Annotated in this window: 13 protein-coding genes; 4 read left to right on the top strand and 9 right to left on the bottom strand. The window is 49.5% G+C overall.

Annotation, left to right across the window (positions count from 1 at the left end):
• The first annotated feature begins 194 nt into the window (after positions 1-194).
• Together Q0P86_RS03530 and Q0P86_RS03525 are read left to right on the top strand one after the other, a co-directional pair.
• Positions 195-1,112, top strand: coding sequence for a hypothetical protein (locus Q0P86_RS03530; RefSeq protein ID WP_295037507.1), 918 nt, complete (start codon positions 195-197; stop codon positions 1,110-1,112).
• 16 nt (positions 1,113-1,128) lie between these two features.
• Complete coding sequence (locus Q0P86_RS03525; RefSeq protein ID WP_294112933.1) at positions 1,129-1,791, top strand: hypothetical protein; 663 nt, start codon at positions 1,129-1,131, stop codon at positions 1,789-1,791.
• Positions 1,792-1,868: 77 nt separating this feature from the next.
• Here the strand turns inward: Q0P86_RS03525 and Q0P86_RS03520 are convergent, their stop codons facing one another.
• The 6 genes from Q0P86_RS03520 to Q0P86_RS03495 form a co-directional block, all read right to left on the bottom strand.
• Positions 1,869-2,735 (bottom strand): arginase family protein, encoded by an 867-nt coding sequence (locus Q0P86_RS03520; RefSeq protein WP_295037504.1) that lies wholly within the window; start codon positions 2,733-2,735, stop codon positions 1,869-1,871.
• A complete protein-coding gene (locus Q0P86_RS03515; RefSeq protein ID WP_295037502.1) occupies positions 2,722-3,765 on the bottom strand; it encodes an FISUMP domain-containing protein in 1,044 nt (347 codons plus the stop codon). Before Q0P86_RS03515 ends, Q0P86_RS03520 begins: the two co-directional genes overlap by 14 nt.
• Positions 3,766-3,855: 90 nt before the next feature.
• On the bottom strand, positions 3,856-4,890 hold the full coding sequence (locus Q0P86_RS03510; RefSeq protein ID WP_295037499.1) for a radical SAM/SPASM domain-containing protein: 1,035 nt from the start codon (positions 4,888-4,890) through the stop codon (positions 3,856-3,858).
• Positions 4,891-5,147: 257 nt separating this feature from the next.
• Positions 5,148-6,542, bottom strand: a complete 1,395-nt coding sequence (locus Q0P86_RS03505; protein WP_295037497.1) for a chloride channel protein — start codon at positions 6,540-6,542, stop codon at positions 5,148-5,150.
• Between the two features lie 48 nt (positions 6,543-6,590).
• Positions 6,591-6,989 (bottom strand): hypothetical protein, encoded by a 399-nt coding sequence (locus Q0P86_RS03500; protein WP_295037495.1) that lies wholly within the window; start codon positions 6,987-6,989, stop codon positions 6,591-6,593.
• Positions 6,990-7,142: 153 nt separating this feature from the next.
• On the bottom strand, positions 7,143-8,444 hold the full coding sequence (locus tag Q0P86_RS03495) for a pyridoxal phosphate-dependent aminotransferase (protein WP_294112945.1): 1,302 nt from the start codon (positions 8,442-8,444) through the stop codon (positions 7,143-7,145).
• Between the two features lie 426 nt (positions 8,445-8,870).
• On the opposite strand from Q0P86_RS03495, the gene Q0P86_RS03490 reads away from it, so the two are divergent.
• Positions 8,871-9,299 carry a type I restriction enzyme HsdR N-terminal domain-containing protein gene (locus Q0P86_RS03490; RefSeq protein WP_295037493.1) on the top strand — a complete coding sequence of 143 codons (429 nt, stop codon included), beginning with the start codon at positions 8,871-8,873 and terminating at the stop codon, positions 9,297-9,299.
• 86 nt (positions 9,300-9,385) lie between these two features.
• Here Q0P86_RS03490 and xseA read toward each other — a convergent pair whose 3' ends face one another.
• Positions 9,386-10,684 carry an exodeoxyribonuclease VII large subunit gene (gene xseA / locus Q0P86_RS03485; RefSeq protein WP_295037490.1) on the bottom strand — a complete coding sequence of 433 codons (1,299 nt, stop codon included), beginning with the start codon at positions 10,682-10,684 and terminating at the stop codon, positions 9,386-9,388.
• 25 nt (positions 10,685-10,709) lie between these two features.
• On the opposite strand from xseA, the gene Q0P86_RS03480 reads away from it, so the two are divergent.
• Positions 10,710-10,910: a type II toxin-antitoxin system Phd/YefM family antitoxin gene (locus Q0P86_RS03480; protein WP_072977325.1), complete on the top strand. Its 201-nt coding sequence runs from the start codon at positions 10,710-10,712 to the stop codon at positions 10,908-10,910.
• Here Q0P86_RS03480 and Q0P86_RS03475 read toward each other — a convergent pair.
• Entirely contained in the window at positions 10,907-12,628 is a 1,722-nt protein-coding gene (locus tag Q0P86_RS03475) for a hypothetical protein (RefSeq protein ID WP_295037488.1), read from the bottom strand. The two genes, Q0P86_RS03480 and Q0P86_RS03475, sit on opposite strands and share 4 nt — an antisense overlap.
• Before the next feature lie 9 nt (positions 12,629-12,637).
• On the bottom strand, positions 12,638-15,709 hold the full coding sequence (locus Q0P86_RS03470) for a glycosyl hydrolase family 28-related protein (RefSeq protein ID WP_295037486.1): 3,072 nt from the start codon (positions 15,707-15,709) through the stop codon (positions 12,638-12,640).
• Between the last annotated feature and the right edge of the window lie 11 nt (positions 15,710-15,720).

The following is a 15,720-nucleotide window of genomic DNA, read 5'->3' as shown; positions in this document are numbered from 1 at the left end:
CCATCCGCATACGACATACAAAACCCTGCACTTTCAGTGCAGGGTAGTTTATTATCCAGGATAGGGGGTATACAGGTTTCGGGGAACGAACACAAAAAAAATTCCATCGATATTCAAACCATAATGTAGTCATTCCGAAGGGATATGACCAACCAGACAACGAACGTATTTCCGGTTCGGAAATACGAAAACGGGTGCAGGCTTTTGCAAAGAATTTTTCTGGTGGAACACAAACGGGTTTGTCTTATCTGTACCTGCTTTTTGAAGGACTTTTTTCTAAGGAAAAGGATTATTCTATTGCCGTTGCCGGCGGTGCCGAAGCTTCTGTTGGCGAACATTTCATAGATAGCCCTGAAAAAGGCGTTGTGGGTTATACAGCAACAACCCACTTGTATGGTAGCAACCCCACCAAAATAGAAAACCATCGTTCCATTTTATATTTTGGCGGAAGTTTCTGGGTAATTGACCGCGCGAATACGACAGACCTCACGTGGCTTGCAAATTCTCCGATTGTAAAATGGACTGATATAAATAATGCTGGATTGCATCTTTATGGTTCTTCTGAAATCGATTCTAGCAAGGTGGCTGTAGAAACCATACAGATCGATCAAAAGGTGGCAAGAAATGATTATTGGGATAAAGAGAAAAATACAAAAGATTTGACTCTTAACTCATATTCTGTTCGTGACAAAAATACGAATACATTTGTAATGACCTACGCAGTTGATAGTGTTTTTGCCAAGGTAACTGAAAATTGTCCCACTTCTTGCAAATGTTTTGAAAATAGCACCAAGGATAAGCGTATAATAATTCCTCCATTGAATGAAAAATTTGAATTGTGTGATGCTGTGCCAAAAAATGAATGTACCGACAACGGAAAGTCTTCTGCAATTACGATGCTCGTTAAATCGTCAAATAAAGAATGGATTTCAAATTTAGACTTAATCTTGGATGGCGAGTTGACTACAGAAGAAAATGGGAGCGATGTCAAATTGAAATCAGTAAAATTATCCCGAAGAACATTTCTTTACGAAAAACTAAATGGTTCTGCGGTTTCTCGAAAACATAATTCTATTTACTTGCCTGCAAACATAATTTTACTACGCCAATAACTAAAGGATTTTTTTTATGCAACGTTTTATTTTAATTTTGAGTTTATTCATAAGCCTTTGTTCCTGCGGGTTTTCCGAATTGTTTTCTACGGTAGGTGTAGACCCTCCTCCTGCGTGGGAATGTAAAGGAACATTGAAAATTCATCCTCAAATGTTACAACTTCGAATAGATTTAATATATTCGTCTTTGTTTTTTGGGTCAGTATACCATTCTGATTCTTCTCATTTATGTTACGCAGATTACGAATATAAATTTGTGTCAAAAAATACAACAGAAAAAATCCATAAAAATAGTACCTTGTACAACATTTTGGATTCTGACAAGCATGTCCGTTTTTCGCTTTTTGACAAGAACAATGTTGAAAAATCGTATGACATCGACCTTTCCGAAATACTCCATTCCTACACATTCAAAGGCGATTCCGTAGAAATAAAAATGCCGGAAAATGGGACTACCGAAATTTCAATTGCGTGTCCTTATTGTAGTACCCATAGAATTTATGATAGCTTATGTCAGGGTATTTTTGCATGCAATTATCAAAGTACAGAGCAAAAGTCCGTTATTGTCGGCACCGATTCTTCTTGGGGAAAAAGTTATGGCTTTAAGTTATATTTGGCTAATCAAAGCTCAATGAAAACAGATAGTATTTTTATATATGGGGACATAACATTTAGATAGTTTTTTTATGGCACTACACTAACAAGGGAGATCCCGTAGAAATAAAATATGCGTTGTCCCTATTGTCAAGTTTATTTTTATATGATGTAATGGATGCTTTGGAGCTGATTATACAGTTTCTCATTCAACGTGTTGTTGAGCGCGTCTGCTGCGGCGGTATCTTCGAAACCTATGTCACGGGCGCGTTCCCCGCAGATGTCGATTCCTAGAATTTTTCGGTTCTGGGCGAGCGTTTGGAGAGTCTCGGCGAGTTGTTCAAAGGTGAGTGAACCCTGGTCCCAGTTGGTGGCGGCCTCTTGCATGCTGAGGGCGTCCTTGTCGATGGAAATGTAGACGGGTGTGGTGTGTGATGTGAGATGGACCCTATCGGGGCTACGCCCCTCCAGGGTGACAGCGGTTAGTTCGCTTTCGCGGATAAAAGTGACGCGATCCAAAATTTCGGCGGCATTCGCTTGGGTAAGGTCTTCTTGAATTTCCTCAACCAGATGATCTGCGACTCCGATGACGATTACGTTCTGCACAAGCTTATTGTGATCGAGTACCTCTTTAATCCAGCCTCCGCAACTTAATATTCCTTCGAAGCGGGGCGGTTGCATATCGGGGTGATGGTCAAACACCACAAGGTCAAACGGCTCGCGGATTGAATCCGTCCAGAGTTTGCTCATGTAGTGGTAATTGCCGTTGTCAAAAAAATGAATGCCCGGCGTACTTATTGAACTAGGTCCCTGAGCCTGTCGAAGGGCCGGTGTTTTGCTGAATTCAATTTGCTTTCGGAGAATTGCCTGCGCTTCGTCGTCGCAGTAGCAGTCGGTACCGTCAATTCGGGTACAGTCAAACCAGCGGATTTCGCCGTCAGTTGAGGCTGCTTTTCGCAGCCCCTGCATAAAGGGCTGCTCTGCGTAAACGCTTGTAAAATCCTGAATGGTAATTCTAGTACTCTTCACATTCAAACAATTCAGGATGAAGGATGCAGAATCTTGTCCTGCAATATGCGAGTTCATCTTCGGTGAAGGACTCGATGGTTTCACATTCCGATAAGTTCGTCAATTTTGCAATTTGATTGTTGAGGCGCTCTATTCGTATGGCCTTATCAAGTTCTTTCTGTACTGAATCGGGGAGCGGTGCTGGAACGGTGATGAATTCATCTTCGGATGAAGAACTTTTGGGTTCTACATAACCCTTGATGCAGCGGATATTCCCGTTTTCTGATGCGCTCCAGTGATCGACTTTTGCCCATTCGGTATTATATTGTATCAATAGGTAACTGGACTCCATTCCCGTTTCGACTTCCTTGTTCCAAAAACTATCCCATTTTTTCCCCATAAAGGAAGTGGATGTCCAAAAATAGGTTCGCTCTCCAACTCTGGTTACTTTATTGGGAACAATACCCACTCCGGCAGGCTTTGCTCCGAAACAATATGAGTCTGTACCGTTGCCGTCATGATTGTCATAATCATCCCAGTTCCAACCCGATGTCGTCTTTAATTTTGTTCCGGAACTGTCCTTGTAAACGTCGGCATCACCTACGTAACGAAGTAATTCGCCAAATTCATTGCTGGAAGGCAGATGCCAACCATCGGGGCAAACCGTGTTTACTTCTTCGAAGGTATAGAATCTACCGTAGATGGCTCCGTCCTTGTCGAGGCTGTCGTTTGTCCAGCTATTAGGACTTGCATAATTCATGTTTTCGGCCATCCAAATCTGGTCGCCGATTTTTACGGTCTTGTAAATTTTTCCGTCGCGAGAATCGATTAAATCGTCCGAGGCGTTGGAACATTTCCCGGTAGATTTTGTGGTGCTCGAATTGGAAAGCGACGTTTTTGAATCCGAAGAAATAGAGGTGTTCGAGTTGGAACTCGTGACCGTTGTATTGGACGATTGCGGCATATCTGTCGAATTTGCCGAGGTGGAACTGTCATCGCAGGCCGCTAGCAAAAGGGCTCCGGCGATAATGGTAAAGAACATTTTTCTCATTTGTATAAACTCCTCTTTGAAAAGAAATATAGCAAAGTCTTTGTAAATCAAAAAGGAAAGATGCCGCTTGATAAAGAACTTGGCTTTCTATTATTTTCCGAAGCGCTTGCAGAAGGAGCAACTCTGGCAAAACGGGTGGCGCAATTCGTGTTTCTTGAAACCTTCGCGGAGGTTTGTTGCCGTAGGCGAGTCAAGAATTTCCGCAAGACTTTGGTCGGTGATTTTTCCAAGAGTTATTTGTCCGCTATGGTCTAGGCAACAGGCGACAACGCGGCCGTCGTGCAGGATTGCTACGTGGGTGTCAAGCGCGCGGCATGTTCCCGCAGCAGTCATTCTGGAGGGGCTTTGCCCCGACGGAATCCATACACTATAATTTGTGCTTGTAATTGACGGATCCCCTCCATCACTTCGTTCAGTCGGGGATGACGTGACGGGTAATCGTTCGGTGGTGGATGATGCGGAGGGCCATTCAAATCGGCTGTCCTGATGCAGGTAGATTCGTCCGGTGACATTGAAACTTTTGTGGCGGCTGCAGAAATGACCTAGTTCGATATTGAAACCGAAAGCCTCGCCCACTTTGGCGAGCATGGTGCGGTTCCAGGCATCGCTGGAATCATCGCCTACGTTCCAGAGCCTTAAATTGATGTACAGGTCGGGACGCACTGCATTCGCCATCTTGCAAAAGTCAAGGACGTCTTGCAAGTATGTGAGTGCCGGTTCCCGCGGCAGTTCCGCATAAGCGTGCGTTGAAAAGTTCACCTGGCGCACGGCGGGGCATTCCAAGAGTCGCTCTGAAACCCGCGCAATCGTGGTTCCGTTAGTTGTCAGGTTCAGCTTGAGCGGAGTCGCTTCCAGTTTTTTCAGGAAATGCCCGAATCCCGGGTGCAGCGTAGGTTCGCCGAGTACATGAAAGTAGACGTTCTCGGCAACGGTCGCTGCCTCGGCAATGCAATGCTCGAAAAGTTCCGAACTCATAAATTCGCGAGGCTCTTTGGGTGCTGAATTTTGGGGCGGAATCGTCGATGCTTGCGAATCCGGCGGTACGGACGAATTCCTTTTGCCGCAAGGGCAAAAGCTGCAATTCAAGTTGCAAACGTTCGTGATTTCGATGTAGACCGCATTCATAAACTTTTAGTAGAGATTTCTCGATTCTGTCATTCTCGACCGAAGGGAGGTCGGACAGCACTTGGCAAGTGGACGCCTTTGGCGTCCGCAATTTCGGCTCAACCATGCCAGCATGTAAACATTCTGTCGCGGCGTTCGCCTTATATGCTTTTGTTGTCTGAGTGCGCATGACCCCCGAAGGGAGTGAATCCAATGCTGGATTCCGTCTCCCCTCCGCTACGCTTCGAGGATGACACGCTCCAGAATGACACTCTGTGTCACTTAAGCCTCAATTTTTTCTGCGCATAGATGCTTTGGCCGCCGTTGCAGGCGAAGGCAACTACGCATACGATGAAAAATGCGGGCAAGGTGTCGAAACCGAAAATTTCTGCGCCGATAAAGATGGGGGCAAACAGCGTATTGGTCGCACCGCCAAAGACGGCTGCGTATCCGAGGGCTGCTGCAAGCGGCAGAGGAACACCGACCATCGTGGCGACCCACGCACCGAATGTGGCTCCAATGGCAAACAATGGCGTGACTTCGCCGCCCTTGAATCCGACGGCGATTGTTGCAATCGTAAGTGCAAATTTCAGAATCCAGTCGTAGGCGAAAACTGTTGCGGCGTTTCCCGCGGCATTTACATCTGCGGCCTGCGAGCCAGCAAAGCAAAGGTCAATTAGGTTCGTTCCGAGTCCTGCGTAGCGGCCCTGCCAGAATACCAACAGTAACAGGCTGATTCCAATCCCGACGAAGGCGATGCGCTTGACCGGGTTCGGCAACTTGTTCGCCGCAAATTTTTTCGCGAGTGAAAGCAGCTTGGCAAAGCCGCCTCCAACGATTCCGAACAGTACGCCGAGCAGTGCAAGTTTCAACACAAAATGGATGTCGAATCCGTTTTCGTTCCAGAGCAAATTCGCAACATTATAATCAGGGAAAAGCGTGTGCAAATCAACGGAAAATTTTTCGAGTCCGAGCATCTCGGAAACCTTGTAGGCCGTGATCGCGGCGACCGCAGCTGGCAACAGCGCGGAAAGTTCCAGGTAACCGACTAACAATACTTCAAGGGCGAGCGCAATCGCCGCAAGGGGCGTCTGGAAAAGTCCCGCGAAGCCGGCCGCCATTCCTGCAACCAGCAGGACCTTACCCGCTTTTTCGACATGGATTTTCTTGCTGATGTTGTGCCCGAGCGTCGCACCAATCTGCATCGCGACGCCTTCGCGGCCGGCGCTACCGCCGAACAAATGCGTAAGCCAGGTGCTTACGGCAACCATCGGAATCATGCGCAGGGGAATTTCGCTTTCCTTCCCGTGAGCGACTCCGAAGACCATGTCCATGCCGCGCTCGGTGCCCTTGCCGAACTTCTTGTATCCAAGAACGATGGCGATGCCGATGAGCGCAAGTCCGGGAATCCAGTAGAGGGGATGCGCGTCGCGCAAGGCGGAAACGGCTAGCAGCACCTGACCGAAGAAGGCCGTAAGCGCTCCGACAAGCGCTCCGAGGAAAAGGGCGACAACAATCAGTACGGGTTGCGAAAGCCATTTCTGCACAAAGGCGTTTAAGCGCGCCTTCATCTGTTCTTTCGCCATGCGCATCATCTGCTCCTTCATTTCGGGAGACATGCCGGCGAACTGTTCCTTGAATTGGTTGTATTTGCCAAAATCTCTAAAATTCATAGCGGTCCCTTTATTGCGACCGCAAATTTAGAAAATACTCTGGCTTCGTTATTTAGTGCGTCTTGACGGTTGTCCAAGCTGCATCGAAGAGCTTGGAGGCGTCGCCCAGGTCGCGCAGGAATACCATACGGTCGATTTCTTCCTTGGTTGGGTTAATGACGCGGTTTTTCTTGAACTGCTCGTTACCCACATAAAGCTTCCTTCCTTTGGAATGGCGTACTGCAACGTGGAGTCTTCGTTAATGGCGTCCATGGCTTCACCGTTGAAGACGATGGCTGCCCAGTCAATCTTGGCAAGAACCTTGTCCTTGGAAATTTCGGAGGGGTCGAATCCAATAAAATGGGAGTCCTTCTTTGCATGATGGATATGTTCGACAGCCTGGTTGATTTCGTCCGTTTTCGTGCTGTTTGCGCTAAACCCTTTTGCTAGCAGCGCCATCGAAAGCATGGACCTTTCCTCTTCGAGCAGGCTGAAGTTACCCTTGGTCTGCTTGGAATCAAACTTTCTGTAAATTTTAGATAGGATATGTGCCCTTTTATAAAAAAAAACACTGCCTTGTTACAGACAGTGTAAAATTCAATTGAAGCTAGATCCGTTAATCTAGCTGTGCAGGTATTCTATAATCGCGTCGTGGATTGTGGTGAAAACTTCGCGCAGTTCCTCTTCGTCTTCTTCCAGGAGCGTCACGCGGAACCCCTTGAGGTCGGTACAGAAGCTCGTGCTCGGCACCACGCAGATTCCCTTTGCGCCCAGCAGGTAGTACACGAAGCGGTAGTCGAGGTTCGTTGTCTTGCTGCACCATTCTTCCACCTTCTTCTTGATAATCGGGTTGTCGATCTTCAAGGTCTGATGGCTATTCAGGGTGCCTTCGCGGAAGATGATGGTGTTGTAGAATGCACCGTAAGTCGGGTTGAAATACAGCTCCGGAATGTCGGAGAGAATTTCGTTGATGATGGCGCTACGGCGGCCGATTTTTTCGTTTAACGCATCGCGGTGTTCCTTGAAGCGCTTGTCGCCAAGCACGCGGGGAATCGTCATCTGCGGTAGCGTGGTCGAGCAGACTTCTACCATCTTGGCGTTGTCGAGAGCGCGGCAGAATGCGTCGAACTGTTCGTCCTTGTCGCGGTTGTAATATTCAGCCCAGCCGCAACGAGCGCCCGGCCACGGGTATTCCTTGGAAATGCCCTTGAGGGCGATTCCCGGCACGTCGCCAATGTATTCGGCGAGCGCGTAAGCGTGCGCTCCGTTGTATGTAATCTTGTTGTAGATTTCGTCGCAGATGATGAACAGGTTGTAGCGTTTGGCGATATCCACGATTTTCTGGAGAATCTCGAGCGGGTAGACCATGCCTGTCGGATTGTCCGGGTTCAAAATCAAGATGCCCGCGATACTCGGGTTGTACTTCACCTTGTTTTCGAGTTCTTCCAGATCCGGATACCAGTGGTTTTCTGGCTGCAAGCGGTAGGTAATCGGGGCCGTGTGGGCATGAGCCGCTTCAGCAGAGCTGTGAGTGGAGTAGGCCGGTGCCGGTCCGATAATGCGGGTCGTCATCGAAAGAAGACCGTAAATTGTGGCGATGGCGTCGCCGAGGCCGTTGAAGAACAGGATGTCATCGACGTTAATCTGGGCGCCGCCCAGCTTGTTGTTTTCTTTCACCAGGAATTCGCGGGTTTCGAGCATCCCCTTGGACGGACAGTAACCGTAGCTGCGGTTTGTCTTGGCGAGGTCAACTACAATATCCTTAATCCAGTCAGGAATCTGACATTTCTTTTCGATGGGGTCTCCAATATTTTCCCAATGAATGGGGAGGCCGAGTGCCTTGAGCTGGTTCGCCTTCTTCACGATCTCACGGATTTCGTAAGAGAGTTCCTTGGCACCTTCGCTCAATAGTCTTCTGCGCATTTTAAGCTCCTGTATAGGGATCGAAAATTCTCATTATCTTACAATATAATAATAGAATATAATTTTTAGAATTTTCGTTGTTCCTTGTGGTTTATGGTTGAAATAGGGGTAAAAAATCGTGAGCTCGTGAGAACGAGCGGTCAAAAAAAGGACAGCCTTTTACGGGGCTGCCCATGAAACTTTTAATCTGGATTTTATCGCTATGCTTTACAGATTTTGGTTTCTCTGGACAGCCCCACAATAGCTCGGGCTGCTGCCGGGCTTGCTGCCATTGCTACGATGGCTGCTGCTATATTCTGTCCAAAGATTTTATTCATATAATCAAATATAGTTTGAAAATAGGGAAATTGTCAAGGCCATAAGATTTTTTTATTTTATGAAAAAAATCCACACTTCACATTTCACACTCCACATTCTTTCCCCAAAGTGAACAACCTCAAGCATCAAACCCTATTCGACCCAATCCGCCAAAAAGATGTGCCCGCTACGCCCGAAGAACTCGTGCGTCAGGCGACGGTTAAATTCCTGATGGATGAAGTCAAGGTGCCGCAGAACCTGATTGCGGTGGAGTTTGCACTTTCGACGGTGGAGTCTTCTACAGATGACCGCGTGGACATTCTGGTGCAGGACTTTAAGGATGGCGCTGACTTGAAGCATCCGTGGCTTTTGGTGGAATGCAAGGCTCCGGGCGAGTACACGTGGCAAGCATTGCAAGTGCAGTTGAACAAGTATTTACAGGTACTGACGCCTAAGTATGTGATGCTTTCGCTAGGCGATGCGGTGCGCTACTTTGCGCTGGATGCCGCCACCAAGCGTTTCCAGAAAATAGATAAGCTTCCCGCTTTTAGTGCTTAAATGTCGGTGCTGGATTCCGTCGTCGGAGGCTCCAGAATGACTTATTCTGTCATCCTGGAGGGTTGAAAACCCGAACGGGATCCATTTTATTTCACGATTGACTGTACGCAGCCGTCCTTAAATCTTGTGGTCAGGGTGTCGCCGTGCTTTAGCTGGTTCTTGTTGCGTATGAACTTGCCGTTGGCGTCAAGCGTAAGCGTGTAGCCTTTAGAAAGCGTGGTCTCGGGGTCGGCGTTTTTGACGCGGAGTTCGATAAGGTTGAATTTTGATTTTTCAAGGTCCAGAATCTTGCGGGATCCTTGGTGCAAACCTTCGGTGTCGCGGGCGATGCGTTCGCGTTCGCCTCTAAAGATAAACTGCAAGTCTTTTTGTAGGTTGCCCTTGTACAGCGAAAGTTTCATCGTTTCTTTTTGAATAAGGGCGTTCACCTTTTGCTGCAGGCGGTTTCCCTTGTAGGTCAGGTCGCGGTTGACGGAGACAAGTGTTTCTTTTGTCTGTAATGCAATGTTTTGCGCAAGCGAAAGCATTCGGTTCCAACTGTCAGTGATGCGGTCAATCAGGCGTTTCGCGGTATCGGTCGGCGTAATGCAGGACTGGTAGGCGACTTCGTCCAAAAGGCTGCGGTCAATTTCATGACCGATTCCGGTAAACACCGGTAGCGGAAAGTTCGCAACGGCACGGCACAATGCTTCGCTGTCGAAAAAGTTTAGGTCAGTTTTGCTGCCGCCTCCGCGGATAATGCACACGACATCCAGTTCTGAATCCTTGGCGAGTTCCTCAAGGGCGGCAAGTACCGTGGGTTCGGTGTCTGCGCCCTGCATTTTTGCGTAAGCGGTTTTCACCTTGAAGTTAAAAGGCGATTCTGCAAGTTTAGTCGTAAAGTCCTTGTAGGCGGCGGTCCCTTCGCCGGTAATAAGTCCCACGCGAATGGGAACATCGGCGAGGGTGAGCGCCTTGTTCTTTTCTAACAAGCCTTCAAGCGCGAGCCTCTTTAAGATGGCGCTTTTGGTAAGAGCTAGTTCCCCGAGCGTGTAAACGGGATCAATATCCAGAATCTGTGCCTGCAATTTTCCATAAGGCACATAAAGGTCCGCCTTGATCAAGAAACTCACCTTGAGCTGTTCCTTGAGCGTGAACGGCTGCGGGTAATTTTCGACCTTGGCTCGAATGGCGGCGAATTTTGCCGAATAGCAATACAGGGGAACCGTCGCAAGCGGGTTCACGTTCCCTTCTTCGAAGTCCGCAATGCTCAGATAGACGACGCGCGCCTTCTCGTTAATCTGGGTAATCACGCCACGCACCCAAACGGCAGGGGTAGATTCCACCTTCTGCTTCAGGGCCTTCATGTATTGGGTGACGGTATAGGACTTGTTTTCGGTTTCCATACGCGGAATATACTATTTTTAGGGCATGTCTAAAGTAGTTTCTGCCATGGAAGTCCGCCAGAATTTCGGCTCGCTCTTGAATCAGGTTTCAATCAAGGACGAAGAAATCGTTATCGAAAGAGCGGGGAAACCCTTGGCCCGCCTCGTAAGCGTGAACGCTCCGTCGACGGGACTTCTAGACTTCCGCGATATCGGTAAACTTCCGAACCAGATCTGGGAAGATTAATTCGCTTTGGCGATAATTGAAATTTTCAGCGTGTCTCGCTTGGCGGGGTCCGCAACGCTTTGGGCGATGAGAATAGCCGTTTCTCCGATGCCAGCTTCCTGCGCAATCAGGTAATCCGAAGAAATATCCTGTTCAACCTCGCAGTTTTCCGCCTTGTAGTTGCTGCTGTTGTTCAGGAAAGCTAGCGATTCGCATGGCACAAACCAGGAAATGTCAGACCCGATGATTTTCCATCCGGTTTCCTTGACGGGTTCCATCATAAATTCAATGTTGCTGAAACGGATGGTGTCGCCTGCAGAAAGGGTCGTCTTGTCGTAGGTGTTGTCCGTTTCGCCGTTGTAGAATTCTAGTGTCTTGAGCAGGCCCGGCTGCTGTACCATGGTGTAAAGCTGCAACACGTAACGCAGGCTATCGTAAACTTGGTCGAGCGGATCGGATTTCAGACGGAGATAGTGCAGGTAGTAGGGGCCTTCGGGCATGTCTCCCTTGACGGAGAAGGCTCCGCCATAGGTGCTACTGATGGTTCCCTGAACTTTCTGGTTCTTGTCCAGAATTTCGTAGGTGACCGGACTTGTGAATCCGTCGTCGCTGTAATTTTCAATCCAGTGCTTTACGAGGACGGAATCGCCCTTCTTATAGTCGCCAATCCACACGAACTGTTCCTGCCGCAGGTTGTACTTGTAAATGGCCTTGTTGGGGTCGTCCTTGGGGCGGGAGCGTAAGTAGGCTTCGCCCGGATACGGGATGGAATCCGGTTTCGAAAAGTATTCGCCCTGTTCTAGTTCGCGCGCCTTGGTTGTCGCTTCGAAGAAGGCATAGGGGCCGGTTAAGAAATTGGAGAACGATTCTGCGGAAACCTTGAGGTTCCAGCGGATGGAATCCTTGGTAACAAGCATTGTGTCGATGTTGCTTGCGAATTCGCAGAGCAAGGAATCGTTGTTTGTTAATTTGTATTGAACGATGTTTCTGCCCGTTGTCTTCAGGTTGATGCTGTAGCCTTCGGTTGCCGAGAATTCGATGGAAATATCTTCGGGACTGTTGTCGATGTCAATGATGCCGCGTAGCGTGTCGCTCATTTTCATTGAGATGTTTTCTTCATCGCCTGTATATTTATAGTAGGCGGTATCGACCGTTACCTTGAGGCGCAGGCTGGATTCATTGTTGAAAGCTCCGCCGATTTCTAGGTAATAGTGGTTGTCGCTAAAAATAACGAATTGGTTGGAATCCTTGAATATGGCGCTCGTGTCGGAACCGAGGCTTGCTGCAAGATAATTGCCGTAGACGGAGTCTTTGCCGGCTTCCTTTTTCGGAACGGCGGTCAATGCCGGCATATAGTCGCCGAATTCGCTCTTGATGCGTATACGGTCTTCGCCGATGTCCGATGCGTAGGCGTAAACCTTGATGCGACTGCCCTTGGTGAATTCTCCCAAGTACAGAGGAACACTTGTGGCGAAACTGTCGATGTAGATTTCGCTTTCGTCCATCTTGGAACTGTCGCCGTCAAAGAGCTCTATGTAAACGCGGGTGGTGTCGCCGAGTGTCAGGGTGTCCTTGTAGTTGATGTCCGCTCGGGTCGAGAGCGAGCTGCTAGACCTGAAGGATGCTACGGACGAACTGCTTTCGTCGCTGGCCGAAGAACTGGAATCATCTCCGCAGGCCGCGAAAAGGGCGAGGCTGGAAATGACGAAACCGAGTGGAAAAATGTGACTGATTTTCATGGTTCGCTCCTAGTTCAAGATGTAGAAAGATTGCTCGGCGGTAAAGGCTTCGCCAATGACGCGCAGCACGTATTTGCCGGTCGGGAATGCCATCGCCTTGAATTTGAAGTTGGTTTTCTTTTCGCCAGCCAAGTCGCGGGCCGCAACGGTCAGCATGCGCTTGCCGAATTCGTTCACGATTTCGATCTGCACGAACTGCGGGTAACCCACGGTCAGGTCGAAATTACATTCGAGGCTGTAGATGTCTATGTTCACTTTCGAAAGCGTGTAACCGCCGTCCATGGCTTCGCCACCGACGGAACGCGTGTTGTCAAAGTAGCCGATATAAAGAGATGGCGCGAATTCCCTGCCTGCTGCGGCAGAGGGAAGAATGGTTTCTCCTTGTTCGACAGCGGTCAAAATCAGCGTGTACAGGTTAGAGGCGTGCTTGCGCTTGAAAAATTCCGTGAGCGAGGGAGTGCGCAGGAATGCGCCCAGCGGAGCCTTCGGATTCAAGGTGATGATGCCCAGGAAGTCGGCGTACTTGGTATCGACGCCGCCGCCCGAATTTTTACGGATGTTGAACTGGCCGCCCGCCTGCGGGATATTTGCCGGGGCGTTTTCCCAGGTGAGTTCGAAGTCCGCCCAGTCGACGCCGAGTTTCTGGTCGCCGAAGTTCATTTCCTTGGAATTTTCCTTCAATCCGAAAATGTTGAGCTGAATCGGCTTCTTGACGGAGTCCTGGTTGAATTCCAGCTTCAGTGCCGCGTCGAAAAGGGCTCCCGGAAGTGCGGAAAGATCGAAGCGCAGGTAAAGCTTGCCTGCATTGCCTCCCGAAACGTTTGCAATATGGATTTCGGGGTCGGAATTGTGCGGGCTGTAGTTGTCGAATTCCGAAATCCAGGTGGCGGCTCCGCGTCCGCTCGGGATACCGTCGCCGGTGTTGTCGAGCGTGGTGTAGCGCTTGTCGAATACGTAGACCTTGCCGGTGTCGGAGCCGGTCTGGTAACCGTCATCGCCGGTAAAGATGATGTTGTAGCGGCCGCTGGCGGTAAATGACACGTCCGTTTCGTAGGCCATACTGTCAGAGAAAACGACCTTGCCGGGGCCCAGGCCCTTTTTCCAGCGCACGGGGTCCTCACAGAGGCCGTCGCCGCGTCCGTCATCTTCGATACTGCCTTTGATGCGGAGCAGGTCGGGCTGCACGATAAGCATTTCGTGTGGGATTTTTGCGATTGGCTTTTCGTTGGCGCCTTGCTTGGGGGCATATCCGACGAATAGCGGAAGAAGCGTGCCTCCGTTAGGCGTCTTTAACAGGTCCGTGCTGTAGAGCGACTTGATGGCGGAAGCCTTTCTCGATTCTTCGACGATTTTCTGATAGGCGTTTCCGCGTGTGAGGGTTTCGCGGAGACCCATAATCGAAAGTCCGGAATTGTCGTTGATGAACATGGGGCGGTCTTTCGCCTTGTCGCTTGCGACAATCTCGACACCGATGAGTTCGGCGTTCGCCTTGTTGAAGTTCTGGAGAATCGTGTTGCCCTTCTTGGCGGTGAGGCCAAGAATCCAAATGTTACCACCGTTATTCGTAATCTTGGGTCCCTTGGTGTCGCCCATCATGGTTACCTGACGGCCCCAGAGCTTCTGGTAGTTTAGCTGGATGGTTCCGATGGTCACGTCTTCCAGGAAGACATCGCCGCCACCGAGTTCGTCGGTCTCAAGGGCGCGTACCATCATGTTCTTGAGCAACAGGTTGCGCTTGGATCTCAGGATAATGCCGCTTCCGAATTCCGAGAAACGTTCAATCGTGAGTTCGCCAAAGGCTCCGCTTTCGATGATGAACTTGCCCTTGCCGTCGATGCGTCCTTCGATACCCAAAATCCTGCGGACACGGTTACGGATGTAGATATCGCGGTTAATGGTCCAGCGGCCGCCGGGCGGGAAATAGATCGTTTCTGCACCGTCGTCAATCGCTTCTTGAATGGCCTTGGAATCGTCGGCACCCGTATTCGATTTTCCACCGTAGTCGCCTGCGATCGTAATCCAGTTGTCGGCTTTCTGCTCCGGGTAGTTCGGCGTTTCTGCAACGGCGAGTCTCATGGACTGTTTCGGGCTGTGGCAGAGCTGGTGAGTTTCTTGCGTAGCGAATTCGATGATCTCGCCTTGGATCATTTCTTCGTTATAGCCCTTTTTCTTGGACTGGATCATGGTCTTGTAGCGCGAGACCTTCATGGATCTTGCGAACAGGTGGCTCTCGTTGACGATAGCGGTGGTCGGCTTGACTTTCTTCTTGTCGTTGTCGAATTCGAGCAGGCCGTCGACCAGGCTCATGATGGCGGATTCACCGTGGTTGAATACGGCGGGAGTGTATCCCTTGAAACGCAACGAGCGCACGGACAGGTTCATATTTTCGTTTTCAAGTCCGTATTTGCGTTGCCCGCCCAGTGTCACGTGTTCCAGGGTGGCGACCCCGTTTTCACCCTTGGCATAGACGCCGACATTGAATCCGCGGACTTCTATGTTCTTCAAAAGCAGGGGACCGATTCCCTCGGTAAAGCCGAGGTCGATGCCGTAAACACCCGTGGAGTCACCGGAATAAACCTTCACGTTGTTGATGGTGCCCTGGTTAGACGCGTTAAACTGAATACCGATGGCGCCGGGGTTCGCCTTGCCTGTGCGCAGGGTGAGGTCGCGGATGGCGTTTCTGTATTTGGGAGAGGGGCCTTCGCCTGTAAAAATGAGTGCCTTGGGAAAATCGGGATTGTCGAAACCGTAGGTACTGTCGGCGAGCTGGATAATTGTTCCGCCCATGCTCTGTCCCTGCAAAATGGTCCTTCTGCTGGAGGATTCCTCTTTTTTGGTGGTGGGCCAGACAAGACCGTCGGTAATCTTGTAAATGCCGTGCGGAAGGTAGATAATGTAGTCGCCGTCGGGATGGTCGTTCAAGGCCCTCTGAATGGCTTCAGTGTCATCGTTTTTGCCGTCACCCTTTGCAAAATAGGGATCTTTAGTGACATTGACAATCTTGGAGCCCATGGGGAATTCCACCTGGGCGAACGCCGAAACTGCAAAAAAGACAATAAAAAGAAACAGGGCTTTATTCATACAGACCTCTA

Source organism: uncultured Fibrobacter sp., assembly GCF_946062555.1.
Lineage (GTDB): Bacteria > Fibrobacterota > Fibrobacteria > Fibrobacterales > Fibrobacteraceae > Fibrobacter.
This window is presented reverse-complemented; position numbering and strand designations above follow the sequence as displayed.

Bases quoted from the DNA above. Each gene is read 5' to 3' on its own strand.
- Q0P86_RS03495 (WP_294112945.1), bottom strand. From the start codon at position 8,444: ATGCGCAGAAGACTATTGAGCGAAGGTGCCAAGGAACTCTCTTACGAA.
- Q0P86_RS03480 (WP_072977325.1), top strand. From the start codon at position 10,710: ATGTCTAAAGTAGTTTCTGCCATGGAAGTCCGCCAGAATTTCGGCTCG.
- Q0P86_RS03470 (WP_295037486.1), bottom strand. From the start codon at position 15,709: ATGAATAAAGCCCTGTTTCTTTTTATTGTCTTTTTTGCAGTTTCGGCG.
- Q0P86_RS03500 (WP_295037495.1), bottom strand. From the start codon at position 6,989: ATGCTTTCGATGGCGCTGCTAGCAAAAGGGTTTAGCGCAAACAGCACG.
- Q0P86_RS03525 (WP_294112933.1), top strand. From the start codon at position 1,129: ATGCAACGTTTTATTTTAATTTTGAGTTTATTCATAAGCCTTTGTTCC.
- Q0P86_RS03505 (WP_295037497.1), bottom strand. From the start codon at position 6,542: ATGAATTTTAGAGATTTTGGCAAATACAACCAATTCAAGGAACAGTTC.
- Q0P86_RS03475 (WP_295037488.1), bottom strand. From the start codon at position 12,628: ATGAAAATCAGTCACATTTTTCCACTCGGTTTCGTCATTTCCAGCCTC.
- Q0P86_RS03515 (WP_295037502.1), bottom strand. From the start codon at position 3,765: ATGAGAAAAATGTTCTTTACCATTATCGCCGGAGCCCTTTTGCTAGCG.
- Q0P86_RS03510 (WP_295037499.1), bottom strand. From the start codon at position 4,890: ATGAATGCGGTCTACATCGAAATCACGAACGTTTGCAACTTGAATTGC.
- xseA (WP_295037490.1), bottom strand. From the start codon at position 10,684: ATGGAAACCGAAAACAAGTCCTATACCGTCACCCAATACATGAAGGCC.